The organism is Ruegeria sp. HKCCD3925 (genome assembly GCF_057221175.1).
In genome coordinates, this window is record NZ_JBWVBI010000001.1 from 710177 (window position 1) to 735394 (window position 25218).

Here is a 25218-nt window from a genome sequence, read left to right on the forward strand (position 1 = left end):
GACCCGGAAAGGCCTGGGAGTGACCAAAAACGACACAACCCCGTTTTCCCTGTGGGATATCCCGCTGGCTCTGGTCCTTTTGACGCGCCTGCCCCTACCGCGCCTGCCCGATCAAGCGTTCACCCGCCAGTCGCGTGCGGCTTGGGCCTATCCCCTTGCCGGGATTGTTGTGGGGGCGCTGGCTTGCGGCGTCGCCTGGATTGCAATCTGGGCGCAGCTGCCAACCCTTGCCACCGCCGCCCTGCTGGTCGCCACGTTGATCATCGCAACCGGAGCGATGCACGAAGACGGGCTAGCCGATACAGCCGACGGGCTTTGGGGCGGCTTCACAACCGAACGTCGACTGGAGATCATGAAGGACAGCCATATCGGTACTTACGGCGTACTGGCCCTGTTGCTGGGCCAACTGCTTCGAATTGCTGCTGTCATGGCAGTGATCGGTGCGGGTCTGTTGACGGGCATATTGGCCGCCTGCCTGTTCTCACGCGCAATGATGCCGGTGCTGATGCGCGCGCTACCCAACGCTCGCAAATCGGGGCTGAGCCATTCGGTTGGTGCGCCCCCCTTGTCTGCGGTGCTGGCCGGTATCGTGTTGGCTATCGTCCTGTCGCTATTGCTGCTGGGTGGATCAGCCATCACGCCGATACTCTGCGCCCTGCTTGCAGCGGCTTTTGTCGCTCGCATCGCCAAGACCAAGATCGGTGGCCAAACCGGTGATATTCTGGGGGCCACGCAGCAGGTCTCGGAAATCACCTTCCTCCTGGCGCTGTCAGCCTCAATCTAAGACGCCCCACCGGTTTCAATGCGCAGCGTCGCGCCACAGTGTTTGCAATGCACAGCATCCGGATCGTGCCGGAACAGGCCGCAGCTTGGGCATTTGTAGCGCACTTTCTGCGGCATGAAGATCGCCTGCGCCAGACGGACAAACAACGCCACGCCCACAACCATGATGAAAACGGAAAACAGCTTTCCCGCTGGTGTGCCCAGCGTGATATCTCCGAACCCCGTTGTCGTCAGGGTCGCCATAGTGAAATAAAGCGCGTCGATATAGGGGGTCTGCGCATCTTCGGGGACGAAAAAGACCAGTACTGCAGTCGAGGTTGCAAAAACAAAGACCATCAGATTGATCGCCGCAATCACCGCGTCCTCGTGGGTTCGGAAGAAAGGACTATCTCGGCGCAAATCCCGCAGCAGATGATAGGAATGGATCAGCCGCAACGCGCGCAATATCCGAAGGAACGCGAGATTGCCGGTCAGGAACGGGTCAAGCAGCAGCGACACGATCACAACGATGTCTGCCATCGTGTAAATCTGGCGCAGCAGTTTCCAGCGGTCTTTGGAAATCCACATCCGCGCGCAGAAATCCATTAGGATGATCAGCCCGACACCCAAACTTGCCGCCGTCAGCCCAGGCCCGTGCGGGATATTCGCCGTGGAGACAAAAAAGATGATCGAGGCGATATCGAACAGGATCAGCCCATAGCGAAACCAGACCGAGACCGGCTCGTGGCTGATGTAGAGAAACTTGACAGTTTGCTTCATCATGTCCCCGTATCTTCCTGCAGTTACAGAAAAATACCCGACACACACCACAAGACCAAGCGCCTAGTCACGAAAAAGGGCCGCCCCGGATATCGGGACGACCCTTAAATTGGCTTGAACGCGATCAGGCTGCGCGTGAGGTCAGAACCTCATCGACCTGTTTGGCAGCCGAAATCTCATCGGCGCCAGAAACTGCGGCCACTTCGCGTGTCAGACGTTCCAGCGCGGCTTCGTACAGCTGACGCTCGGAATAACTCTGCTCGCGCTGGTCGTCGGTGCGGTGCAGGTCGCGGACCACTTCGGCGATCGAGATCAAGTCGCCCGAGTTGATCTTTTGCTCGTATTCCTGCGCCCGGCGCGACCACATGGCACGCTTGACCTTGGCTTTGCCCTTCAGCGTCTTCATTGCCTGGCTGATCACATCCGGTGAGCTGAGCGACCGAAGCCCCGATTCAGTGACCTTGTTAGTCGGCACGCGCAGGGTCATTTTGTCTTTTTCAAAAGAAATCACGAACAGCTCAAGCGAGAAGCCTGCAACTTCCTGCTCTTCGATTGATACGATCTGACCTACGCCATGAGCCGGGTAGACGACATAATCGTTCGGGCGGAACTCAAGCTTTTTCGATTTCGACATTCATATTCATCCTTCATTTCTGATCGGGACATGAGACGACAAAAGCACCACAGCCGAGGCCCTGCATGGCCCCGTCAGGCGGCTTATTTGTCATAAATTCAGAACTCCAAAGCGAGCATACTTACGGAGCACATCCCAATCACAGTCATCATTCGGTCCTAAGTATATCACAAATTTGCGACACTCAAAAGACCGCGCCAAGGTAAATGGGAAATTCCCTTTCTACCTCAACTAATTAATGCACAGATTGATGCCAAATGAACGGTAACCGGCTGCCGAATCGGTCAACCGCCCTCGCCGGGGGCTTCCGAGAAATATTTCTCCATCTTGCCTTCTTCGCCGTCGCGTTCCTCGGCCTCGGGCAAGGGGTCTTTTTTGGTCACGATCACCGGCCACATTTCCGAGTATTTCCGGTTGAATTCGACCCACTGCTCCATCCCCGGCTCGGTGTCCGGGCGGATGGCGTCGGCGGGGCATTCGGGTTCGCAGACACCGCAGTCAATGCATTCGTCGGGGTGAATGACCAATGTGTTTTCACCTTCGTAGAAACAATCCACCGGACAAACCTCGACACAGTCGGTGTATTTGCAGCCAATGCAGTTTTCGGTGACAACGTAGGTCATATTGGATTTCCCGTTTGCGCTTTGGCGACTAGCTAATCCAGTCTGACCGCCGCTTCAAGGTCAGATCACCCCTTTGGGATGCGAGAAAGATCAAGCGCGCGTCTTTCTTTCTTGGTTGGACGACCTTTTCCCTCAAACGCAGGATTCTTGGGCGATACGTCCTGCTTTTCGGTCATATCAAAGTACAAAGCTTGCGCCTCGGGGGCCGGGCCGCGACGCACGCCAAGCGCTTCGATACGTACAACCCGAACAATACGCCCCTGCGGAAAGGTCAGGACATCTCCGGGTGCCACGGCTTGCGCCGGTTTCAGCACCCGATTTCCGTTCAGACGCACATGGCCGCCGCTGACCTGTTTGGCGGCCAGGCTACGGGTCTTGAAGAACCGCGCCTGCCACAACCATTTGTCGATCCGCAGCTTGGCCTCGGCCATCGCGGATCAGTTGCCGTCCTTCAGACCCATCAACGCTGCCGCAAATGGGTTATCGGGATCGATTGCCTTTTCCTTTTTGGGTGGCCGTGACGAGAAGGTCTTGGCGCCCTGAGGCTTGCCCCCCTTCTTGCCATGCGGCTTGCCCTGAGGTTTACCACGCGGCTTGCCCTTGCCCTGCCCCTGCTCGCGACGCGGACCACGGTTTTGCTGACGTTGGCGCCCCCAAGTGAAGGTGTAGAACACCTCAATTTCGGGCTCATCCAATTTGGACTCTGCTGATTTCTCAGTGGCCGTAGCCTCTGCTGCCGCCTCGGTGCTTTCGGAGGCTTCGGCTGACGCCTCGGCGGTTATACCGACGTCATCCGCTTCGGCATTTGCGGTCGGCGTCTCATCGACGACGGGTTGTTCCTCGGCTTCCGCCACAGGCTGCTCCGTGGGGACCGGTTTGGCCTTCTCACGTTCGCCGCGTTCGGCCTTGTAACCCAGTCCCTGCATCAGGTCTGCAAACTGTTCCAAGGTCATGCCGGTAATCGACAACATGTCGGGTTTGGCTTCGAACCCACCGCGGCTATCCTCGGACCGCAGCATGTCGGCCAGCCGTTCCAGCATATCGATCCGGATTGAGCGTTCGCCCGCATCGCGGTAGCCGCACATGGTGTCATAGCCCTGCGGCGCGTCCTTGGCGACCGGAACGGTAACCAGACCCGGAGGTGGTGCTTCGGGGAACTCCTGCAAGCCACCGGACAATGCCCAAAGTACCAGACGCAGGCGCGTTGGCGCGGGTTTCAGCAGCAGCGGCATGAAGATGGTGAATTGACCGAACCGGATGCCATGTTTACGCAGTGCACCACGGGTATCCTGATCCAGATCCTTGACCTCTTGCGCGACCTGCGCGCGCGGCAGAACGCCCAGCGCCTCGACCATGCGGAAGGCAAAACCTTTGGCCAGACCGCTCAGCTCCTCATCCCGCGACAGGTTCAGCAGCGGCTCGAACAGGGCTGCCACTTTGCGGTCGATGAAATGCTGCAGGCGGCGCTGAACCTTCTGTTCCACGTCCGGCCCGGCGGCCTCATCGACAAAAACCTCGACCACAGGCTTGAGAGGCTCGGCACCGGCAACAAGTTTGCCCACGGCATACTCGCCCCACATCAGGCCACCCTGATCGGTGAAATCAATTTCGGTATCGGGCGCATTGTAGAAGCGATCGGCACGCAGATGGAATTGCGGCGCGAGTGCTTGCAGAGAGGCTGACTTCAAGGCTTTCGCTTCAGTCCCCTGCGCGCTTTTGTCCGGGGTAAACCGGAACCCTTCCAGACGACCGACGAATTCGCCTTCGACGGTCACTTCACCCTTGTCATTTACTTCGGCCAAAAGGGCCTCCTTCTGTTTGAGCCGGCGCAGCAACACTGACGTGCGCCGGTCCACAAATCGCTGAGTCAAACGGTCGTGAAGAGCGTCCGACAGCCTGTCTTCTACAGTGCGCGTTTCCTCGCGCCAATGGGATTCGTCACGCACCCAACCGTTTCGTTGCGCAACATATGTCCAAGTGCGAATATATGCCAACCTTTTGGACAATGCATCAATGTCGCCATGGGTTTGGTCGATACGGCGGATTTGCCGCGCCATGAAATCATCGGGGATACTTCCGCGCTCATGCAGATGGCCATAGATCACCTCAAGCAGGCTGGCATGTTCGGCATGGCTGATGCCACGAAAATCGGGGATTCTGCACACATCCCATAGCAAACGGATCGACGGTCCATCGCTGGCACGGGCAACGACTTCGGTGACTTGGGACAGAGATTTCAGGACGTTCAGATCGTCAGCTGGCCGCGCTTTGATCAGGTGCTCATTGTCTGGGCTGACCTCAAGCGAGTCGATCAGTGCGTCAATCGAGCCGAACCTGAGGGCGGCATTCCGCCAGTTCAGCTTTTTCATCGGCGTAAAGCGGCTGTCCATGATCGCCTGCGTCACGCCTTCGTCCAGCGGCGGGGCCTCGCCGGTCACACCAAAGGTGCCGTCGGACATTCCGCGCCCGGCCCGTCCTGCGATCTGGGCCAACTCGTTGGGGGCCAGAGGCCGCATTCGGCGGCCATCAAACTTGGTCAGAGATGAGAACGCCACATGGTTCACATCCAGGTTCAACCCCATTCCGATGGCATCCGTAGCCACCAGATAATCAACCTCACCGTTTTGATAGAGGTCAACCTGCGCATTCCGCGTGCGAGGGCTGAGCGCCCCCATGACGACCGCCGCCCCGCCCTTTTGGCGACGAAGCAGCTCGGCGATGGCATAGACGTTATCGACCGAGAATCCGACGATCGCACTGCGCGCAGGCATTCGGCTGATCTTTTTCGAACCGGAATAGACCAGCTGAGACATCCGTTCACGACGGATGAACTGCACTTCGGGCACAAGGGCCGCGATGGGGCCGCGCATTGTGTCAGAGCCGAGAAACAGCGTTTCATTGGTGCCGCGCGACCGCAACAGGCGATCAGTAAAGACATGGCCGCGTTCGGGATCCACGCAAAGCTGAATTTCGTCAATCGCCACAAAATCAGTGCCCATGCCTTCTGGCATCGCCTCAACTGTACAGACCCAGTATTGGGTGCGCGGCGGTACGATCCGTTCCTCGCCGGTCACCAGCGCCACAACAGACGGACCGCGAATAGCGACAATCTTGTCATAGACTTCGCGCGCGAGCAGCCGCAGCGGCAGACCGATGACACCGGTCCGGTACCCCAGCATACGTTCAATCGCGTAATGAGTTTTACCTGTGTTCGTCGGGCCAAGTACGGCCACGATTCGGGATGACCCGCTCACCTTTGCCCCCTGCGCCCTAAGACTTACAGCGCCTTGCCTTCAACCTGAGGCTTCAGCCGATTCACGGCATTGGTTACTTCTTCATGATGGGGATGTATAGCCAGCGCACGTGAATAGGCCTCAAGTGCTTGTTCTGGCTTGCCCACGATCTCAAAGATGAGGCCAAGGCCGTAGATAGCGTCGTAGTTGTTCGGATTCAGCGTCAATGCCTGTTCAAGATCCGCCGCAGCCATGCCAAACCTGTCAATGCCGAAGAAAACCGAAGCGCGCACATGCCAACCCTCGGCAAATTCGGGTGCGTGATCGGTAAGCGCCGTCAAATGATCAAGCGCGGCCTCGACATCCCCGTCATCCAGCGCTTCGCGTCCGCGTTCCAACAGCAAATCCGCCGAAGCCGAACCTGATTGTGACCACAGCGCCTGCAATTGCCGATCCAATCCGATGGCCTGTTCGGGCGTCGATTGCGCCAGTTGCTGCAACAGTGACGCCTCGTCCCGCGAATCCGCCTGCTGCGCGATACAACTGGTGGAAAACGTGACTATGACGGCAAGTGCCGCGACGGTACGTTTGAGATTGGTGATTGCAATACCCATAACAATGGTCAGTGTAGCGTAGCGACCGGGGATGTCCATTCACGGCGCATGAACAATATGAGGAAGACCATGAGCGATATTCTGGAAAAAGCCGCGGCGGCATTGAATGAGAAACTGTCGGGCGGCGATTTCGATGCGTCAGCCAAATTTGCCATTGCCGATCTGGGTTCTATCATTCTGGATGCAAGCGGTGCGCGGGTAAGCGACGAAGATGCTGATGTGACCCTCAGCGCCGATGCGGACACCTTTGAACAGATTCTCAGCGGTGACCTGAACCCAACCGGTGCGTTTATGTCCGGCAAGCTGAGCGTTGACGGAGACATGGGTATTGCCATGAAACTCGCCTCGGTGCTGGCCTGATGGAGTTTTCGCCGGCCCCCTTATTCGAAGACGTGGCCGGCGGCCCTGCCGATGGTGCGGCGCATTGGCTGATCACCGAAGATGGCAAACGTATCCGCGTGGCACATTGGCTGCCCGGAGGCGATACGCACGGCACGGTGATGCTGTTCCCCGGTCGCACGGAATACATCGAAAAATATGGTGATACCGCCAAGGAATTTGTGAACCGGGGCTTTGCAAGTCTCGCGGTCGATTGGCGCGGGCAAGGGCTTGCAGATCGCCTGCTGGATGATCCGCGGATCGGTCATGTCGAACAATTCACCGATTACCAGCACGACGTTCGCTCAATACTGAAACTGGCCGAACAACTGGAGTTGCCCAAGCCCTGGTACGTCATAGGCCATTCCATGGGCGGAGCTATCGGGCTTCGCGCCGTTCTGGAGGGGGCTGATTTTGCGGCCTGCGCCTTTACGGGCCCGATGTGGGGGATTTTCTTTACACCAATCATGAAGCCGCTCAGCCAGCTAACTGCCTATTGGGGGCCACGCTTGGGCTTGGGCGAGAAAACCCCGCCCACCACCACGCTAGAGAGCTATGTGGCCTCACAGCCCTTCGAAGGAAACGTGCTGACACGCGATCCGGCGATGTACCGAATGATGCAGGATCAGTTGGCCGCACACCCTGAACTTGCTTTGGGCGCACCGTCTACCATCTGGCTGCGCGAGGCGCTGGATGAATGCACCTGGCTGGTGGAACAGGCCGCGCCCGAGATCCCTGCCCTGACCTTCTTGGGTAGCCATGAACAGATCGTGGACCGCAAGGCCATTCGGGCACGTATGGCCAACTGGCCTAGCGGTACTCTGGTCGAGATTCCCAACGGCGAACACGAAGTTCTGATGGAGGCACCCGAGGTGCGCGGGCCGGTCTTTGATCAACTTGCTGCACATTTCGCGGCAGCCGCGGCGAAACCAAAACCAGAGCCCTGTCATTAAGGTTTGACCAGACAGCTTGCTTGTGATCCGGACACGCCGCGCCTAAATGTTTGCCAACGCAGTTTATTCGAGGTGTTCCATGCGCGACCTTCCCTTTCCCGTCCGTGATGCAAATGCAGGCGGCGGTGCCGATGATCTGGGCAATTTGCCGGAATGGGATCTGACGGACCTCTATGCCTCGGAAGATGCACCCGAACTGGCCCGCGATCTGGACTGGTTGGAGGGCGAATGTGCGTCCTTTGCCGCAGATTATGAGGGTAAGCTGGCCGAATTGGACGCAGCTGGACTACTGACCTGCGTGCTGCGCAACGAAAAGATCAACGCCATCGCCGGGCGGATCATGTCCTTTGCCGGATTGCGCTATTACCAACTGACCACCGACGCGGATCGCGCCAAGTTCCTGTCTGACATGCAGGAGAAGATCACCGTCTTCACCACGCCTCTGGTGTTCTTCACGCTGGAACTGAATCGCATCGACGATGACGCGCTGGCTGCGCATTTTGCCGCCAATTCTGATCTGGCGCGATACGAGCCCGTGTTCCGTCGCATTCGCGCGATGAAACCCTATCAACTGTCTGATGAGTTGGAAAAATTCCTGCACGACCTCGGCGTTGTCGGCGACGCGTGGGAACGCCTATTCGACGAAACAATCGCGGGCCTGACCTTCACCGTCGATGGTGAAGAGCTGAACATCGAAGGTACGCTGAACCTGCTGACCGAGCAGGATCGCGCCAAGCGTGAAGCCGCAGCGCGCGAACTCGCCAACGTTTTCCAAAGCAACATCAAAACCTTCGCGCGCGTTCATAACACGCAGGCCAAAGAAAAAGAGATCGTTGATCGCTGGCGCAAAATGCCATCTGCCCAGACCGGTCGTCACCTGTCGAACGATGTCGAGCCCGAAGTGGTCGAAGCCCTGCGCGAGGCTGTTGTGGCCGCCTACCCCAAGCTAAGCCATCGTTACTACGAACTGAAACGCAAATGGCTTGGTCTGGACGTGATGCAAGTGTGGGACCGTAATGCTCCGTTGCCGATGGAGGACACCCGCATCGTCGATTGGTCCGAGGCCGAGAAGACGGTGATGGACGCCTATAACGCGTTTGATCCTCGGATGGGTGAGATCGCAGCTCCCTTCTTCTCGAAGGGTTGGATCGATGCGGCCGTGAAGCCCGGCAAAGCGCCTGGCGCCTTTGCGCATCCCACCGTGACCGAAGTTCATCCCTACGTGATGCTCAACTATCTGGGCAAACCGCGCGATGTGATGACCTTGGCGCATGAATTGGGCCACGGGGTGCATCAGGTATTGGCCGCCGATCAGGGCGAGATGCTTTCATCGACCCCGCTGACCTTGGCCGAAACTGCTTCGGTCTTTGGTGAAATGCTGACCTTCCGCAAAATGCTGGATCAGGCCGAGACTCCGGAACAGCGCAAGGTGCTGCTGGCCGGCAAAGTCGAGGATATGATCAACACGGTCGTTCGCCAGATCGCCTTCTACGACTTCGAATGCAAACTGCACGCCGCCCGTCGTGAGGGCGAGCTGACACCAGACGATATCAACGCCCTTTGGATGAGCGTTCAGGCTGAAAGCCTTGGCCCCGCATTCGAATTCATGGACGGGTACGAGACCTTCTGGGCCTATATCCCGCACTTCGTCCACTCACCGTTCTACGTCTATGCCTATGCGTTTGGCGACGGCTTGGTGAACGCGCTCTATTCGGTTTACGAAAGCGGTGCGGACGGGTTCGAGGACAAGTATTTCGAAATGCTGCGCGCCGGTGGCTCCAAGCACCATAAAGAGCTTCTGGCCCCGTTCGGACTGGACGCCAGTGATCCCGAGTTCTGGGACAAAGGCCTGTCGATGATCTCGGGCTTTATTGACGAACTGGAAGCGATGGAAAGCTGATGTTGAAAGGCAGCCTGTATGGCTGCCTCATTTCTCTTTGGCTGATTTCATCGTCGTCACGAAAATGGCCGTGACAATCAATACCGCGCCAACAATCGAAAGCGGTGTGATCGTTGCGCCCAGAAACAGTGCCGAGTTGACAAAGGTAAACACAACCGAGGCGGCGAATAGCAACGTCGCCGTCAATGTCGACACGCGGGCGGCGGCCTCGTACCAAAGATAATAGGCAAGCGCGGTGGGTAAAACGCCCAGAAGGATCAAGAAGATCACGTCGTTTGCGGTCGGCATCTGAATAGAAAAAGCCGCCAGTGGCACCAGCAAAACGCCCGAACACAAAAAGATGCCAAACAGGAAGTTCAACCTTTCGGCAGTGGTCTCCGATGACTGCATCGCGCGGCTGCTGGAAATCAGGAACACCGCCCAGCTAAGTCCCGCCCCGATTTCCATCAGATCGCCCAGCAGGGGTTCTCCCCCGCCTTGAAAATCCCGATAGACGGTTAGAAACACACCGAGGATCGCCAGCAGGGTTGCCAATACATCAGTCCGGCCAACGGTGGTATCCGCGAAGAAATACAGGAATATCAACACAAAGAACGGCGCGGTATTCTCAAGCACCATCGCATTCGCGGCACCTGTATGCTCCAGGCCAATATGGAACAAAATATAGTTCACCACCGTCGACAACACCGCCAGTCGGAAGTTCCAATCCCTGTACTGGATTGAAACCCGTGCGCCCATTACCCGCAGCATGCAGTAAATCGCAAACGCAGCGATGAACAGGCGTGATACGGCAATCTGCAACCCGCCGAGATCACTGGTCAGGTACCGCACGATAACGCTGTGCGTGCCCCATAGAAACGCGGCTAGGAACCCAAGAACCAACCCGTTTTGCAGTACTGATCTCTGCGGCTGATCCTTCACCGGGTGCTCCTCGCGTTATTTCAACTGACTGTCTTTCGAACCCCGCCGATTGATCCCGCCGCGAGATTTGAAGCTGCTGTCACGCTCTTGCTGGCAATCCAGGCACAGCTTTACGCCGGGCAGAGCAAGGCGGCGTTTTTCGGGGATCGGTTCTTCGCATTCAGCACAATGTGTCAGGCTTTCGCCCACAGGTCGCTTTTGCGCCTGCATCCGCGCGAGTTCATCTGAAATCGACGCTTCGATCTGTTCACTCACCGCGCCATCGCGCGCCCAGCCGCCCGCCATTTAGCCCTCCTGATCCGGTCGGGACAGGATACGCGAGACACCACAGGGGTGGCAAGCTAGAGCGAAACGGCGGCGTCAAAGACCTGATCGATAACCTCTTGTGTGCCCCTCACGAATTCCAACGAACAGGGATATTCAACCCCTTCGCGAACCGATCGGCAGAACGCTTCGACCTGCAATTGATAGTGGTTGTCCGCTGGAAACCGGGGCACCAGAACTTCAAGGCCCGGTCGGTGCAGTTCAACACGCGCCTCGCCGAACACACGGGCATTGAACGGAGCAGTCAAACGGATCATGCCACCTTCTCCGTGAAACACCATTTCCTGATGTGGATGCATGCGTGTCGAGACGTAGGCGGAATAGGTAAATTCGGGAAACTGCGCGCGTATTTCGGTGAAGACATCCACGTCATTTTCCCACCGGATCGCACCGCTGACCGAGACCGGCTCTTGCCCAGTCGCAAACCGAGCGCTGCCGATAACATACACCCCGATGTCACGCAGCCCGCCCCCACCGGTTTCCGCACGGTTGCGGATGTTGCCCGTGTCCGCCCGGTTGTCATAGCTGAACGCCCCGGTGACATGGACCAGCCGGCCGATCGCTCCGTCCGCGATCAGTTTATGGGTCAGAAGCCACTGAGGGTGATGCACGATCATATATGCTTCGGCAGCCAGTAAACCCGTCTGGTCCCTCTTTGCGATCAGCGCGTCAAACTCATCGGCCCGCATGGTCATCGGCTTTTCGCACAGCACATGCTTGCCCGCATCCAGCGCCTTCAGGCTCCATTCGACATGAAGATGGTTTGGCAGCGGGATGTACACCGCCTCAATCTCAGGATCGGCTAGCAATGCCTCATAGCTGTTGTAGACATTCAGATCAGGGCAATATCTGGCAAAGGGCTCGGCCTTGGCCGGATCCGAGGTCGCCAACCCCGCCAGCCGCGCGCCCTCTGCCGCATGGATGGCGGGCGCCATGTGTTGTCGTGCGAATCTGGCTGCACCCAGAACACCCCAATTGACCGGTTTATGCATGCGCGCCCCCTAAAAATTGATGTAACCCGCCCAGGGCGAGCTCAATGTAATTCAGTTCCTGATCTGTCTATCAACCACCTGCCAATAAGTCAGTCCTTTCTCTATCTATTTGAAAATCATACGCCTCGGTAAATTTTTTGATGAGATTAAAAAACCCCGATAACCTTATACTTTATATCGATAATCTAAAATCGATCGGCGTCAAACCTGCCCTCGCAAATCAGTTTTGTTGATCCAGTCTGATACTGCCGCCGTAGCTCAAACATCGACTGAATCATGCTCGGATGGCGCTCTGGCAACATCCGGAGCAACGGCAAACAGGGTGGGAGGCTTACTGAAATGCCAGCAACACATACGATTACAGGAACAGTGCTAAAAAGCGGTGATCCCGGAACGTTCGACAGCGACAATCAGGATTTCGACATTCTCCGCGAAGCGGTGATTGCAGCCGGGCTGGCGGAAACGCTGGACAATTCTGAGGCAGAACTGACCGTCTTTGCCCCAAATGACGCTGCCTTTATTACTCTGGCACAAACGCTTGGGTATAAAGGGGATGACGAGGCTGGAGCATTGGGCCACATCATCAAGGCGCTCACCCTGCTTGGCGGCGGAGACCCTATCCCTTTGCTAACCAACATTTTGAAGTATCACGTGGTCGATGGTGAGTTCGACAGCACCACAGTGGTCGGTCTAGGCGACGGGGCTGAAATCCAAACTCTGCTTGGGTCGTCAGTCGAACTGAACCTTGAAAGCGATCCTCCCAGCCTGGGCGATGCCGATCCGGGCATCGACGATCCCGGCTTGATCGCGTTCGACGTGGATGCGTCAAACGGTATCATTCACGTACTTGACGGCGTACTTCTACCCGTCTCGGTGTCGGGCATTCTGGGCAAAAAGAACACGGACTTTATCCTGGGTGACAGCAGCGATGAATTCATCTTTACCGGACGCGGCAAAGACTTTGTTCACGGTGATGGTGGCAATGACGTGATCAACACCGGCTCGGGCAATGATGTGGCGCTTGGCGGTGCCGGGAACGACATAATCTTCGGGGGGCGCGGAAAGGATATTCTGCGTGGCGATGAAGGCCATGACAAAATCTTCGGAGGTCGTGGGAAAGACATCATCGACGGCGGCGAAGGCAATGACAAACTCTTTGGTGGGCGCGGTAAGGACACGTTTGTGTTCGATGAAGGCGACGGTCACGACTGGATTGTCGATTTCCGCGTCGGCAAGGACAAGATCGACCTGTCCGAATACGATGGCATCACCAGCTTTGAGGACATCGAAGACGATATCGACGGAAAGCTCTTCGGGACCAAGATCGAGTTGGACGACGGAGACAGCATCTATCTATCAGGCATCTGGGCAAGCCACCTGTCCGAGTCCGATTTCATTTTCGCATAACTAAAAAAATCAGCCCGCTCATATGGCGGGCTGATATCAGTCTGGGGTTAGTTTGAACCCAGCATACCTTTTTCGCGCGCAAGCTCTCGCATCTTCTTTTGCAGCTTCTCAAACGCGCGCACTTCAATCTGACGAATACGTTCACGGCTGACATTGTACTGCGTGCTCAGCTCTTCCAGCGTAACAGCCTGGTCCATCAGACGGCGCTGAGTCAGGATGTCTTTCTCGCGATCGTTCAGAACATCCAGCGCAGCAGCGAGCAATTCGCGCCGGGCTTCCAATTCATCGCGAGCCTCGTAGTCACCAGCCTGATCGGCATCTTCATCTTCCAGCCAATCCTGCCACTGCATGGTGCCTTCGCCTTCGGACCCCACGGTCGCGTTCAGCGAAGCATCGCCACCGGACATCCGACGGTTCATGCTGATCACTTCTTCCTCGGTCACTCCGAGGTCTTCTGCAATCTTGGCCACGTTTTCAGGACGCAGATCACCTTCTTCCAGCGCGCCAATGCGTGCCTTTGCTTTACGCAGGTTGAAGAACAGCTTTTTCTGCGCCGATGTTGTACCCAGTTTCACCATCGACCACGACCGAAGGACGTATTCCTGGATCGAAGCGCGGATCCACCACATGGCATAGGTCGCCAGCCGGAAGCCTTTTTCGGGGTCAAATTTCTTGACCGCCTGCATCAGGCCCACATTGGCTTCGGAAATCACCTCGGCCTGCGGCAGGCCATAACCGCGATATCCCATGGCGATCTTGGCTGCCAGACGCAGATGCGACGTGACCATTTTATGCGCGGCCTCGGTATCCTGTTCCTCGACCCAGCGCTTGGCCAGCATATATTCTTCCTCCGGCTCCAGCAGAGGAAACTTGCGAATCTCCTGCATATAGCGGTTCAGCCCACCCTCGGGTGTCGGCGCTGGAAGATTTGAGTAATTTGCCATTTATTTCTGCCCCTTGGACAAATGTTTAAGCCCTTAACATGGGATATGGGTACCAGACCCGATACATTCAAGAGGATCTGTTAACAGTCTGAGATTAACCCTATGTAAAGGAAAGCTGAAAAGGCCTTTTTCACAAGCCTTTGCAGTTTATTTCAGTGGTTTTCTGAAATTTTCCAGCAGGTCCGCCATATCCTGCGGCAGCGGGGCTTCAAAACGTAATGCCTGGCCCGAAACCGGGTGTTCGAAGCCTAACACTGCTGCGTGCAGAGCTTGGCGGGGGAAAGCCTGCACCGCCTCGGCGGCCTCAGGCGTGAATGACCGCGCAGCCAGTTTGCGCTTTCCGCCGTAAACCGGATCTCCGACAAGCCCGTGGCCGGCATGGGCCATATGGACACGGATTTGATGCGTTCGGCCCGTCTCAAGCCAGCATTCGATCAGAGAGAGGCTGCCCGGCGTTCCAAAAACCTCGACAATCCGTGCGCGCGTTACCGCATGGCGCCCACCGTGAAACAACACAGCCTGCTTTTGCCGATCCGTCTTGTGCCGTGCCAGCTGTGTCGTCAAACGCATGATGTTGCCCGGCTCAAAGCTGACACCCTTGATCCCACGCAACCGAGGGTCATTGGCATCCGGCACACCATAGCAGATCGCGCGATAGTAGCGCTCGACGCTATGCGCCTCGAACTGGGCAGCCAGCCCGTGATGCGCCGCATCCGATTTCGCCACAACCAGCAACCCGCTGGTTTCCTTGTCGATCCGGTGCACGATGCCCGGGCGCTTGACGCCCCCAACACCCGAGAGATCATCCCCGCAATGATGCAGCAGCGCATTGACTAGCGTACCGTTCGGCGAGCCCGGCGCCGGATGCACGACCATCCCTGCTGGTTTGTTGATCACGATCAGATCGTCGTCCTCATAGACGACTTCAAGTGGGATATCCTCAGCGCCGATATGACTATCTTCGGCTTCGGCCACGGTGATCCCAATCTGCGCGCCTTCGGTTATCTTAGCTTTGGGGTCTTCTACGGCGACGCCATCAACGGTGACGGCACCCTCATTGATCAGTCGGGCCAGCCGGGTGCGCGACAGGTTCTCTTCCGCTGGCACATCCCGCGCAAGCGCCTTATCAAGGCGGGGCGGCGGAGCGGCCGCGATATGAAACTCTATCAGGCGGGTGCCCATGACTGTCCCTTCCGAACCTCAGGAACCGCAGGAAACACCGCAGCTTCGACTGCTGCGGCGTATGGTCATGCTGTTGACCGCGGTAATGATTGGCGGGGTTCTAGTGACATTCGCCCTGATTGTCATCCGCCTATCGGACCGCACTCCGAAGCTGCCCGACCAGATCGAACTTCCGGATGGCGCAAAAGCGCAAGCGTTGACCATCGGCAACAACTGGTATGCGGTAGTGACCGAGGACAATCGGATTCTGATCTTCGACAAGACAACCGGAAACCTGCGGCAAGAGGTTACGCTGAACTAGTTTCACGCCTGACCCGAAAGTCTATTCAGTTGATTGGTGAACCGCTTGTGGGGCGGATACAGGTCGCGCGCTTTCTCAAGATAGGGGCGTGCCTTGTTCTTGTTCCCGCGACGCATGTGAATCTGGCCCGCCATGCCCTGAATGACGACGGTGACTTCATCCAGATCGGCAGCTTTCAGAATGAACTTTTCACCCTGACCGGTCTTGCCCGTCCGCTCTAGCAAGCGCCCCATGGCAAAAAGAAGAAACGGGCTTTCCGGGTCACAAGCTAGCGCCTCTGACATCGTTCGATGCGCAGCTACGGTATCGCCTTCTGCTTCGTAAAGTTCGGACAGCCGCTTTTGGTACAAGGCACTTTCCGGCACTTCAGCTACGATCTGGCGGGTTTTATCAATGGCGTGGGCCCCCGACAATTCCCCCAGATGCCTCTGTAGTATCACCCTGGCGCCCAAGAATCGCGGGTCGTCTGCCGGTACGTCGTGAACCTCATCGAGTGAGGTTGAAAGCGCTTCCAATCTTTGTTGGTGATCAAAGATACGTCTTGCGCGTTGATCCAGCGCCAACTCGGCCCAATCCAAGAGTATGAAATCGAAGTTGCAAGGACGCCTGACGACAACCTTACGCTGAACCAGATACAGGTTATTGAACGGTGCAAACCGGCGTTGCCGAACGACCTTTTGCAATGACCAGTCCACAGGCGGCATCAGCCTAAGCGCGAGTTGAGCACGGTAGAGCATTCTGGACCCCAGAACCACAATATCCGGCCGTAATGACTTGGACCAGAACGCTTTTGCAAAATGGTGTGTCCCCGCACCACGCTTGCCTTGCATGCCGAGAACAGCGCCACGCAAGGCGCACAAAACAGAATAGTCTTCGGGCCAGAGATGCGGGTTCTGCAATCCCTCTTTGGCATGTGCCTCGCTTTCCTGCCACTTCGACAGGTAAAAACAGTTCAGGGATTGCAGAAGTGGCATAAAGGCGTTGTCGGCCCCGGCGTCCAGAATAGGTTTCGCACTATCATACGCCTCTTCGCAGCGATCCTGCGCTGACAGATATTGCACCGCCTTTGAATAGATATGCGCCGCCTCTGAGGGATTCGGAAAGGCCGATGGCCCCTTCGCAACCCGTTCGATGAACCGCGCATTGGCCGCCTGCATCTCATCCTTGGACAATACATCGCGGAACACTTTACGCTGCTGCCCCGAAATCCGGGCTGCAGCCATTGAAAAGCCAGATATGTGTGGCGCGATCACCTGATCCGCCCGTGACATCGCAAAAAGCTCCAGAAAGTCCCGCTGCGCCCGGGTCAGAGCCGACAGATCAGCGATATCCGACATCTGCATGAGCTCCGGAAACCGTTGCTTGAAACGGTCTATCACCTCTGGCTGATCCGAAAACATGATCGCCGTCTGGCCCTTGGATTTCTCCAGATGGGCCTCGTAAAACTCGTCAGGTTCGATCTTGGCGGGCCAGATCGAATGCTTCCATGGTAATCCGTTCAGGATTTCTCCGCGCCGAATGTGGTAAGCCGAAATCCCCAGCCCCGAGAGCTTCTGATCCGCGCGATCCATGATCTGACGAACCTCATCCACAAATCCAACGCTATGTATGAAATCGCGATAGCGGGGACGGATGGTTTCGATATCTTCCCACGGGAAGCCAAATATCTCGCTCGCTTCTTCGACCAGAACCGAACGGCCAGAAGCCAAATGGTCGATCAGCCGCTCGGGCGATGGATCGTGTTGGAAGGCCCAAATTGGCAGAGCGGTCGCGCTTATCGCGTCGAACTCTGCCTGATCAAGGAAATGCGCATCCATCCAGTCTTTGGTGAATAACTCCTCAGGATGATCCAACTCCGGCGCATCGGCGCCTTGCGGGAACCAGTTCACCCGGTAGTCTGTCCCAAAGTCTTCGGCCAGACGGATACAGGTCAGGATCATCAGCAGGCGCGCGCCCAAACAATCCGTACGCTGACCAATGAAAACGCCACGCGTTTGGATCATTGCGCGATCCGGGTGGTCAATGCCCTGCCAACTATTCCAATTATCTGATACATACAGACATTCCCAAACCACGTTCGCCTAAGGTCTTACACAACCGCTACAGTTGAGGCGAGATGCGAAAAACGCGGTGTTTCGCAATTTGTTGCAATGCGAGGTTAAGCAACCGCCGGACGGGCCTGCGACAAGTCCGGAGAAATGCGAATGGCCTGCGAGATCAAGTTCAGGCGCGCGATTGAGCGCTGGGAAATGATATCCGCCGGAATGCGTGTGGCCGCTGCCAAGGCGTCCGTCAGTGAAACGCCGACATCCGTTGTCAACACGCGCAGCGCGGTGGTCAGGTTCAGATCGGCCCCGGCCAGGGTTCCATCCGGTAAGGTCAGCCTGCTGTTTTCACGTTGGATGACACGCCCTTCCAGCTTGAATTCCCGCAGATCTGTTCCAGCAACGGCCATCGCGTCGCTCACCAGAAACAGATGCCCCGGCCCCTGTTTAGCTGCAAAGGCGGCGCGCATCGTCTGCGGGTGAACATGGATTGCATCCGCTATCAACCCGGCAGACATCGCACCGCTGGACAAGACTGCGCCAACCAGCCCCGGTTCGCGGTTGCCCAACTGACTCATCGCGTTAAACAAATGGGTGGCGCAGTGCGCGCCCGCCTGTGCGTAAGCCACGCAGGTTTGAAACTCGGCATCACTGTGCCCCAACGACACGATGACCCCCGCCTTGCTGAGCGTTTCGACCTGAGCAATCGTGACACTTTCAGGCGCAAGCGTGACCATCAATGCAGGCAACGCCCCTGCCGCTTCTATCAGCTGTGCAAGATCAGCGTCCTGCATCCGGCGGATCAGCCCGCCGTCATGCGCGCCCTTGCGTCGCACCGAGAGATGCGGCCCCTCAAGATGCAAGCCGACAATCCCCTGAACTCCGCGCTGAATGGCCTGAGAAGCAGCAGAAATGGCAGCCGTTGTCTTTTCGGGCGTGTCCGTGATCAGCGTCGGAAGGATCGACGTCGCGCCAAGCTTGCGATGAGCCGCCGCAATACGCTGTAATGTCTCGACCGATGGATCGTCGTTGAACATGACGCCTCCGCCGCCATTCACCTGCAAATCTACATAGCCGGGGCTTAAAATATCGCCCGACAGATCCTGAACCATCTCATCCGAAGGCAACTCGGCTTCGGGCAAAATACTGTCGAGCAGCCCGCCGACGAAACGGGCGGCGTGGCCGTCCTTCAGGGTTTTACCATCAAAGATAAGCCCGCCCGCGAAGGTGATCGTCGCATCGGTCATACCGTCTCCGTCACTTTCCGCAGGTGACGCGGTGCATCGGGATTGATGCCCCGGCGCGTGGCCACAGTTTCGACCATACCGTAGAACGAAGCGATTGAGGCTACCGGATCTGTCATCCAGTGCGTGGTGCGGACATGTGGTAGCCTCACGGCATCAGACACCTGATTGGTCGTTGCGAAGACTTTTGCGCCCTTAGCTGCGAGCGCATCGGCGACTTCGGCGATGTTGGCCTCAGCCGCGTCTCCGGACGAGAACGCAATCACCGGAAAGCCCTGATCCACGATCGAAACCGGGCCATGCAGAACTTCGGCCGAGGAATAGCTTTCCGCATGAATCTGGCAGGTTTCCTTGAATTTCAGCGCCGCCTCATTCGAAATTGCCCAGGACATCCCACGTCCCAAAGTGAACAGGGATTGGCCATCGACTGCCTCGACCACCGCACTCCAATCGCAGGTGATCGCCCGCGATAAATCTTCCGGCAATTTGTGAATTGCAGCCAGCAAAGTGTCATCACCCTTTACCTCGGCCAGCAACCAAAGCCCGGCGACCAGAGAGGTGACGAAAGTCTTGGTGGCAGCCACGCTAAGCTCGGGGCCTGCAAGGATGGGCAGAGCCGAGGTGGCGTTCTGGGCCAGTGCAGACGTGGTATCGTTCGTGATCGCCACCGAATACGCGCCGCCTTCTGTCAGGGACTTCGTCAGCTGTACGATGTCGGGGCTTTGACCCGATTGGGATACCGAAATACACAGCGCCCCGGGGCATCGCATATCGACCCCGTAGATCGATTTCACGCTCGGCCCAACCGAGGCCATGGGCAGGCCCAGCAGCAGTTCTGAAGCGTATTTCAGATAGCTGCAGGCATGGTCCGACGAACCTCGCGCAACCGAAATCAGGAAGCCGGGATCGTGCGCGCGGATCGCGCTTGCGGTCTTTGTAATCGCCGTGGCACCATCAGTGAGAAGCCGATCAACGGCAAAAGGTATCTCATTGATTTCCTGCCGCATTTGAGTTGTTTCGCTGGACATGTGCCCTGCCTTTCAGGTTGACAGACGCAGCTCTGCCACGAAATCGTAGGCATCGCCGTGATAGATGGATCGGGTAAGTTCAGCAACGCGCCCGCTTTCTAGGTATGAGGTCCGCTGAATGCGCAGCCCTGCCGTACCTTCGGCAACGTCCAGCAAACCGGCCTCGGTCGCTTCGAGATTGATGGCTGAGATTTTCTGGATCGCGCGCACCGGACGATTGCCCGAGTGTTCGAGGAACGCATAGAGCGATCCGGTAACCTCGGTCGGGTTGGGTAGGATATCCAGCGGCAACGCCGCGCGTTCCAGCGCCATTGGCCGCCCACCAGCCGCGCGCAGTCGATGAATGCGCGCGACCTGATCGCTGGCCGACAGACCCAGCGCCAGCATCTCATCAGGCGACGGCAGGAATATACCGCGCTCCAACCAGGTTGAAGTCGTTTCAAAACCGCGCCTCTCCATGTCTTCGGTAAACGAGGTCAAATGCGACAGCGACTGCTCAACCCGCGCAACCGCTTGACGCACGAATGATCCCGAGCCTTGCCGCTGTTCAATCGCGCCTTTGCGCACAAGTTCCTGAATCGCCTTGCGGACCGTCACCCGCGACAGGTCCGTCAGTTCGGCAATCTCGCGCTCGGGCGGGAGTGAACTGTTCGGGGCCAGAATACCCTCTTCAATCCCCTGCTCCAGCCGCTGCCGCAGCTGTACGTATCGGGGACCGGCGGTCTGACCCAGCCAACCCTCGGGCCGCAAGAAGTCAGCAACGCTCATGTCGGGTCTCCTTTTGAAAGGCGTGGGCCAACGCGATGGCACCGGTCAACGGATCGCCCAGCGGGTCGGCCAATTCCTGTTGCATTGGCGCAGGCAGAAATTCCGCATATTGCGGGCCGATGCCGCCGGTCAGGCAGATCGAAAGGCCGGGCATCCAGCCCATCGCCAACATCTGATCTGTCAGATATTGTGCACTATCCTCCATGATCGACAGCGCAAGCGCATCTCCTTGCTTTGCGTGTTGCGTGACAACAGGCGCCAGCGCTCCGAACTCGGTAGGCGACATCTTGGAGGCGGTCCTGACAATCCCAGCAGCGCCATCAAAACGCGACAACAGGCTGTCCGCCAATTCAGACGCAGGCTTCAGAGCGTCCACAAAATCAAGCGTACAGGCCAAAGCCCGCCGCCCAACCCATTGCGCCGAGGCCTGATCCCCGAGAACAGGTCCCCAGCCCCCGGCAAATGACCTGCGATCCCCATTCTGGACCGCCAGAAAAGAACCCGTTCCGCAATGCGCTACGAAACCGCCTTTCGAGCCCAACGCACCACGTAATGCGGCGGGCCTGTCATCTTCAATCAGAACATGGTCAAATGGCAGCTTTTCTGCCAGCCGATCAGCCAGCGCACGCCCCGTGATACCGGCCAGCCCCAAGTAGGCTGGCGCACGAGAAATTTGAGTTGCCTCTAGTCCGGCAAGTCGGGCCAAAGCAGCAATTCCGTGCATCAACTCAGCGCAGGCTGCGTCAAAATCGGTTGATACATTTGCCGCACCAACCTCGACACACTGAACCGCAGAGCCGTCTGAAACAGCAAGACGGCAGCGTGTTCCACCGCCATCAGCGGCCAGCACAATGGTATCAGAAGGGCGACTCATGGAGATACCTTTATAATACCTTTTTCTAATATTGAAGACCAAATTACACAATAATGCAGTAATAGTTGTCTAAATCTTGAAAATAGTGGGCGTAAAAATAAAATGGTAGACTAATGGTATCTAAAAGGTATGATATTCAAAATCTCGGGGGAGAATCACGTGACCAAGCCAGTTACCGAACAGCTACATCAAGACGCGATCGGACTTGACGCCCGACCGCTGACTGAAGTGGCCGAGCTGCTGGCCCGCTCGCAAGCCGACGCTGCCGCTGCCCCGCTTTCCTCGCTGCCCACCCTCTGCGCAGGCGCAAAAGCTATGGCGCAATCCATCCGATCGGGCGGGGTTTTGCGCTATTTGGCGGCAGGCTCTTCCGGCTTGATGGCCGCCTCGGATGCGCTGGAACTCGGGGGAACTTTTTCGATACCAGCCCGCCAGATTCGCATCCACATGGCAGGTGGATTGCCCTCAGGAGTTGAGATGCCGGGAGATGTCGAAGATGCCACCGACAGCCTTGCCCGAGACCTGGCCGATCTTTCTGCCAAAGACACCTTGATCACCGTCTCGGCCAGCGGAACCACACCGTACACAACCGCAGCAGCGCGGATCGCGCGGGACAGAGGCGCCACAGTTATCGGCATTGCCAATAACGGGGGCACCGAACTGTTGCAGCTTTCTGACCATCCAATCCTGCTTTCGACACCACCTGAACTGATCTCGGGCTCTACCCGCATGGGTGCTGGTACAGCGCAGAAAATCGCACTGAACATGCTTTCGACGCTGATGGCGATGGAGCTGGGGCATATTCAGGACGGCATGATGATCAATTTGCGCGCTGACAATGACAAGCTACGCGCCCGAGCCAACGGGATCGTCTGTCAGTTGACCGGCGTTTCCTCCGCTCAGGCTACAAAGGCGTTGACTGCGGCAGAGGGCAACCTCAAATGCGCGGCCCTTTTGGCTGTAGGCGCAGGGTCGCTGGACGCGGCGCAAGCAATGCTAAGCAACACCGACGATCACCTCCGCCCTGCGCTGGAGCGGATGAAACAAAACCAAGAAACCATCAACCTGGGAGATATCAAATGACACGCAAAGTTCTGAGCCTTGCCTTGATGAGCACGGCGCTGGTCACAAGCGCCTATGCGCAAGAGGCCACTTTGACCATCGAAAGTTGGCGAAACGACGATCTGGCGTTGTGGCAGGAAAAGATCATTCCGGCGTTCGAGGCCGAGAATCCCGGCATCAAAGTAATATTCTCGCCCTCTGCACCGGCAGAATACAATGCTGTCTTGAACTCGAAGCTCGAGGCCGGATCGGCTGGCGATCTGATTACCTGCCGTCCGTTTGATGCCTCGCTTGCGCTATACGAGTCGGGGCACCTGACCGATCTGTCTGATCTTGAGGCCATGGGAAATTTCTCGGACGTGGCCAAATCTGCGTGGCAAACCGATGACGGTTCGGCCAGTTTCTGCGTCCCGATGGCGTCAGTGATTCACGGCTTCATCTACAACAAAGATGCGTTCAATGAGTTGGGCATCGAAGTTCCAACTACCGAAGCTGAGTTCTTTGCCGCCCTCGATAAGATCAAGGAAGACGGTACCTATATCCCGATGGCGATGGGCACCAATGACCAGTGGGAAGCCGCAACGATGGGCTACAACAACATCGGCCCAAACTACTGGAAGGGTGAAGAAGGCCGTCAGGCGCTGATCAAGGGCGAGCAGAAGCTGACCGACCCCCAGTGGGTCGCCCCGTATGCGACACTGGCCAAGTGGGCCGACTATCTCGGCGACGGGTATGAAGCGCAAACCTATCCCGACAGCCAGAACCTGTTCACGCTGGGTCGTGCAGCGGTCTATCCAGCAGGCAGCTGGGAAATCTCGGGCTTCAACACGCAGGCCGATTTCGAAATGGGCGCCTTTAAGCCACCGGTCCAGAACGCGGGCGATACCTGCTATATTTCGGACCACACCGATATCGGCATAGGCATGAACGCGGCGAGCGAAAACCAAGAAGCTGCGCGCACTTTCCTGGCTTGGGTCGCAAGCCCGGAATTCGCCAGCATCTTCGGTAACGCCCTACCCGGCTTCTTCCCGCTGTCCAGCACTCCGGTCGAGTTGGAAGACCCACTGGCCAAGGAAATCGTCGGTTGGCGAGATGAGTGCGAAAGCACAATCCGCTCGACCTACCAAATCCTGTCGCGCGGCACACCGAACCTCGAAAACGAGACTTGGGGTGCATCCGTTGCAGCCATCAAGGGTGCCGAGACACCCGAAGCGCTGGGTCAGCAACTGCAAGACGGTCTGGCCAGCTGGTACGCACCGCATCAGTAACACCTAGGCCACTCACACCGGACGCGGCTACCGCGTCGCGTCCGGACCTTTCCCCCGGAGATTCCCATGCAGACCCGCCGCATACGCTGGCACATTGCCGTTTTCCTCGCCCCTGCGGTGCTGGTCTACACGGCAGTGATGATCTTCCCCTTGTTCAACACACTGCGCCTCGCACTGTTCACCGAGGTTGATCAGACACGTATCTACGTGGGCTTGCAGAATTTCCGCACCCTGTTCTTCGATCCGATCTGGTCCGAGCAGTTCTGGAACGCTTTGGGCAACAACTTCTGGTTCTTCCTGATCCACATGCTGGTTCAGAACCCCATCGGTATCGCTTTGGCCGCGCTTTTGTCGCATCCACGCTTGCGGTTTGCCGCGCTCTATCGGTCCGCAATTTTCATTCCGACCATTCTGAGCTTTGTGATCGTCGGTTTCGCGTGGAAGCTGATATTGTCCCCGCTTTGGGGCATCGCACCTTCAATGCTGGACGCCATTGGTCTGAAGTCGCTGTTTGCACCATGGCTGGGCAAGGAAGAATACGCGCTGACAACACTAGCACTTGTCTCGGTCTGGCAATTCGTCGGCATCCCGATGATGTTGATCTACGCCGCCCTGCTGTCGATCCCTGAAGAGATCCTTGAAGCCGGAGAAATAGACGGCATCACCGGTGCTTCGGCGTTCTGGAAGATCAAGCTGCCGTTGATCATTCCCTCGATTGGCATCATCTCGATCCTGACATTCGTCGGCAATTTCAACGCGTTCGACCTGATCTACGTCTCGCAAGGTGCGCTGGCAGGGCCGGATTTCTCAACCGATATCCTAGGCACCTTCATGTACCGCACCTTCTTTGGCTTCCAACTGCAACTGGGCGACCCGCATATGGGCTCCGCTATCGCAGGCGCCATGTTCGCGATCATCCTTGTGGGTGTCTGCATCTACCTCTTCGGCATCCAGACCCGGATGCGCCGGTATCAGCTGTGA

25 protein-coding genes are annotated in these 25218 nt (G+C 57.3%); 9 read left to right on the forward strand and 16 right to left on the reverse strand.

The window, feature by feature from the left end; translation table 11 throughout:
* Positions 1 to 19 precede the first annotated feature (19 nt).
* Positions 20 to 784 carry an adenosylcobinamide-GDP ribazoletransferase gene (gene cobS / locus AC2TEM_RS03535; RefSeq protein ID WP_480790401.1) on the forward strand — a complete coding sequence of 255 codons (765 nt, stop codon included), beginning with the start codon at positions 20 to 22 and terminating at the stop codon, positions 782 to 784.
* Here the strand turns inward: cobS and AC2TEM_RS03540 are convergent.
* The 6 genes from AC2TEM_RS03540 to AC2TEM_RS03565 all read right to left on the reverse strand — a co-directional run bounded on the left by AC2TEM_RS03540 (position 781) and on the right by AC2TEM_RS03565 (position 6685).
* Positions 781 to 1542 carry an ion channel gene (locus AC2TEM_RS03540; RefSeq protein WP_170406404.1) on the reverse strand — a complete coding sequence of 254 codons (762 nt, stop codon included), beginning with the start codon at positions 1540 to 1542 and terminating at the stop codon, positions 781 to 783. The two genes, cobS and AC2TEM_RS03540, sit on opposite strands and share 4 nt — an antisense overlap.
* 124 nt (positions 1543 to 1666) lie before the next feature.
* A complete protein-coding gene (locus AC2TEM_RS03545; RefSeq protein ID WP_010439402.1) occupies positions 1667 to 2176 on the reverse strand; it encodes a CarD family transcriptional regulator in 510 nt (169 codons plus the stop codon).
* 284 nt (positions 2177 to 2460) lie between these two features.
* A complete protein-coding gene (gene fdxA / locus AC2TEM_RS03550; RefSeq protein ID WP_010439399.1) occupies positions 2461 to 2799 on the reverse strand; it encodes a ferredoxin FdxA in 339 nt (112 codons plus the stop codon).
* 65 nt (positions 2800 to 2864) lie between these two features.
* Positions 2865 to 3230: an RNA-binding S4 domain-containing protein gene (locus tag AC2TEM_RS03555; RefSeq protein WP_170393403.1), complete on the reverse strand. Its 366-nt coding sequence runs from the start codon at positions 3228 to 3230 to the stop codon at positions 2865 to 2867.
* A 6-nt stretch (positions 3231 to 3236) separates the two neighbouring features.
* Positions 3237 to 6053: a helicase-related protein gene (locus tag AC2TEM_RS03560; protein ID WP_480855982.1), complete on the reverse strand. Its 2817-nt coding sequence runs from the start codon at positions 6051 to 6053 to the stop codon at positions 3237 to 3239.
* 23 nt (positions 6054 to 6076) lie between these two features.
* A complete protein-coding gene (locus AC2TEM_RS03565; RefSeq protein WP_170405089.1) occupies positions 6077 to 6685 on the reverse strand; it encodes a tetratricopeptide repeat protein in 609 nt (202 codons plus the stop codon).
* Between the two features lie 30 nt (positions 6686 to 6715).
* Here AC2TEM_RS03565 and AC2TEM_RS03570 point away from each other — a divergent pair, with 30 nt between their 5' ends.
* The 3 genes from AC2TEM_RS03570 to AC2TEM_RS03580 all read left to right on the forward strand — a co-directional run bounded on the left by AC2TEM_RS03570 (position 6716) and on the right by AC2TEM_RS03580 (position 9877).
* A complete protein-coding gene (locus AC2TEM_RS03570; protein WP_170393409.1) occupies positions 6716 to 7006 on the forward strand; it encodes an SCP2 sterol-binding domain-containing protein in 291 nt (96 codons plus the stop codon).
* Entirely contained in the window at positions 7006 to 7977 is a 972-nt protein-coding gene (locus AC2TEM_RS03575) for an alpha/beta hydrolase (protein WP_170421139.1), read from the forward strand. The genes AC2TEM_RS03570 and AC2TEM_RS03575 overlap by 1 nt, the downstream gene beginning before the upstream one ends.
* 79 nt (positions 7978 to 8056) lie before the next feature.
* On the forward strand, positions 8057 to 9877 hold the full coding sequence (locus AC2TEM_RS03580; protein ID WP_170608846.1) for a M3 family oligoendopeptidase: 1821 nt from the start codon (positions 8057 to 8059) through the stop codon (positions 9875 to 9877).
* Positions 9878 to 9904: 27 nt separating this feature from the next.
* Here the strand turns inward: AC2TEM_RS03580 and AC2TEM_RS03585 are convergent, their stop codons facing one another.
* The 3 genes from AC2TEM_RS03585 to AC2TEM_RS03595 are packed head-to-tail and all read right to left on the reverse strand — an operon-like array spanning position 9905 to position 12114.
* Positions 9905 to 10798, reverse strand: coding sequence for a DMT family transporter (locus tag AC2TEM_RS03585; RefSeq protein ID WP_170393415.1), 894 nt, complete (start codon positions 10796 to 10798; stop codon positions 9905 to 9907).
* Positions 10799 to 10813: 15 nt separating this feature from the next.
* Positions 10814 to 11083, reverse strand: a complete 270-nt coding sequence (locus tag AC2TEM_RS03590; RefSeq protein WP_170393417.1) for a DksA/TraR family C4-type zinc finger protein — start codon at positions 11081 to 11083, stop codon at positions 10814 to 10816.
* A gap of 56 nt (positions 11084 to 11139) precedes the next feature.
* Positions 11140 to 12114, reverse strand: coding sequence for a Gfo/Idh/MocA family protein (locus AC2TEM_RS03595; RefSeq protein WP_170421132.1), 975 nt, complete (start codon positions 12112 to 12114; stop codon positions 11140 to 11142).
* A 339-nt stretch (positions 12115 to 12453) separates the two neighbouring features.
* Here AC2TEM_RS03595 and AC2TEM_RS03600 point away from each other — a divergent pair, with 339 nt between their 5' ends.
* Positions 12454 to 13521: a fasciclin domain-containing protein gene (locus tag AC2TEM_RS03600; RefSeq protein WP_170421131.1), complete on the forward strand. Its 1068-nt coding sequence runs from the start codon at positions 12454 to 12456 to the stop codon at positions 13519 to 13521.
* 47 nt (positions 13522 to 13568) lie between these two features.
* Here AC2TEM_RS03600 and rpoH read toward each other — a convergent pair whose 3' ends face one another.
* Together rpoH and AC2TEM_RS03610 are read right to left on the reverse strand one after the other, a co-directional pair.
* Positions 13569 to 14465 (reverse strand): RNA polymerase sigma factor RpoH, encoded by an 897-nt coding sequence (rpoH, locus tag AC2TEM_RS03605; protein WP_170393423.1) that lies wholly within the window; start codon positions 14463 to 14465, stop codon positions 13569 to 13571.
* A gap of 147 nt (positions 14466 to 14612) precedes the next feature.
* Entirely contained in the window at positions 14613 to 15647 is a 1035-nt protein-coding gene (locus AC2TEM_RS03610) for an RluA family pseudouridine synthase (RefSeq protein ID WP_170421129.1), read from the reverse strand.
* Between AC2TEM_RS03610 and AC2TEM_RS03615 the strand changes: the two genes are divergently transcribed.
* Entirely contained in the window at positions 15646 to 15948 is a 303-nt protein-coding gene (locus AC2TEM_RS03615) for a DUF6476 family protein (protein ID WP_170421127.1), read from the forward strand. The genes AC2TEM_RS03610 and AC2TEM_RS03615 overlap by 2 nt on opposite strands.
* Before the next feature lie 2 nt (positions 15949 to 15950).
* On the opposite strand, the gene AC2TEM_RS03620 is transcribed toward AC2TEM_RS03615, so the two are convergent.
* The 5 genes from AC2TEM_RS03620 to AC2TEM_RS03640 all read right to left on the reverse strand — a co-directional run bounded on the left by AC2TEM_RS03620 (position 15951) and on the right by AC2TEM_RS03640 (position 21907).
* Positions 15951 to 17951 (reverse strand): tetratricopeptide repeat protein, encoded by a 2001-nt coding sequence (locus tag AC2TEM_RS03620; RefSeq protein WP_480855983.1) that lies wholly within the window; start codon positions 17949 to 17951, stop codon positions 15951 to 15953.
* 155 nt (positions 17952 to 18106) lie between these two features.
* Positions 18107 to 19240, reverse strand: coding sequence for an N-acetylglucosamine-6-phosphate deacetylase (gene nagA, locus AC2TEM_RS03625; RefSeq protein WP_170421123.1), 1134 nt, complete (start codon positions 19238 to 19240; stop codon positions 18107 to 18109).
* Positions 19237 to 20265: an SIS domain-containing protein gene (locus AC2TEM_RS03630; RefSeq protein WP_170421120.1), complete on the reverse strand. Its 1029-nt coding sequence runs from the start codon at positions 20263 to 20265 to the stop codon at positions 19237 to 19239. Before AC2TEM_RS03630 ends, nagA begins: the two co-directional genes overlap by 4 nt.
* Positions 20266 to 20277: 12 nt before the next feature.
* Entirely contained in the window at positions 20278 to 21033 is a 756-nt protein-coding gene (locus AC2TEM_RS03635; protein WP_170393434.1) for a GntR family transcriptional regulator, read from the reverse strand.
* Positions 21020 to 21907 carry a BadF/BadG/BcrA/BcrD ATPase family protein gene (locus AC2TEM_RS03640; protein ID WP_170421118.1) on the reverse strand — a complete coding sequence of 296 codons (888 nt, stop codon included), beginning with the start codon at positions 21905 to 21907 and terminating at the stop codon, positions 21020 to 21022. Before AC2TEM_RS03640 ends, AC2TEM_RS03635 begins: the two co-directional genes overlap by 14 nt.
* A 159-nt stretch (positions 21908 to 22066) precedes the next feature.
* Here AC2TEM_RS03640 and AC2TEM_RS03645 point away from each other — a divergent pair, with 159 nt between their 5' ends.
* The 3 genes from AC2TEM_RS03645 to AC2TEM_RS03655 all read left to right on the forward strand — a co-directional run bounded on the left by AC2TEM_RS03645 (position 22067) and on the right by AC2TEM_RS03655 (position 25218).
* Complete coding sequence (locus AC2TEM_RS03645) at positions 22067 to 22990, forward strand: N-acetylmuramic acid 6-phosphate etherase (RefSeq protein ID WP_170421117.1); 924 nt, start codon at positions 22067 to 22069, stop codon at positions 22988 to 22990.
* Positions 22987 to 24237 (forward strand): ABC transporter substrate-binding protein, encoded by a 1251-nt coding sequence (locus tag AC2TEM_RS03650; protein ID WP_170393441.1) that lies wholly within the window; start codon positions 22987 to 22989, stop codon positions 24235 to 24237. The genes AC2TEM_RS03645 and AC2TEM_RS03650 overlap by 4 nt, the downstream gene beginning before the upstream one ends.
* A gap of 66 nt (positions 24238 to 24303) precedes the next feature.
* Positions 24304 to 25218: a carbohydrate ABC transporter permease gene (locus AC2TEM_RS03655; RefSeq protein ID WP_170421115.1), complete on the forward strand. Its 915-nt coding sequence runs from the start codon at positions 24304 to 24306 to the stop codon at positions 25216 to 25218.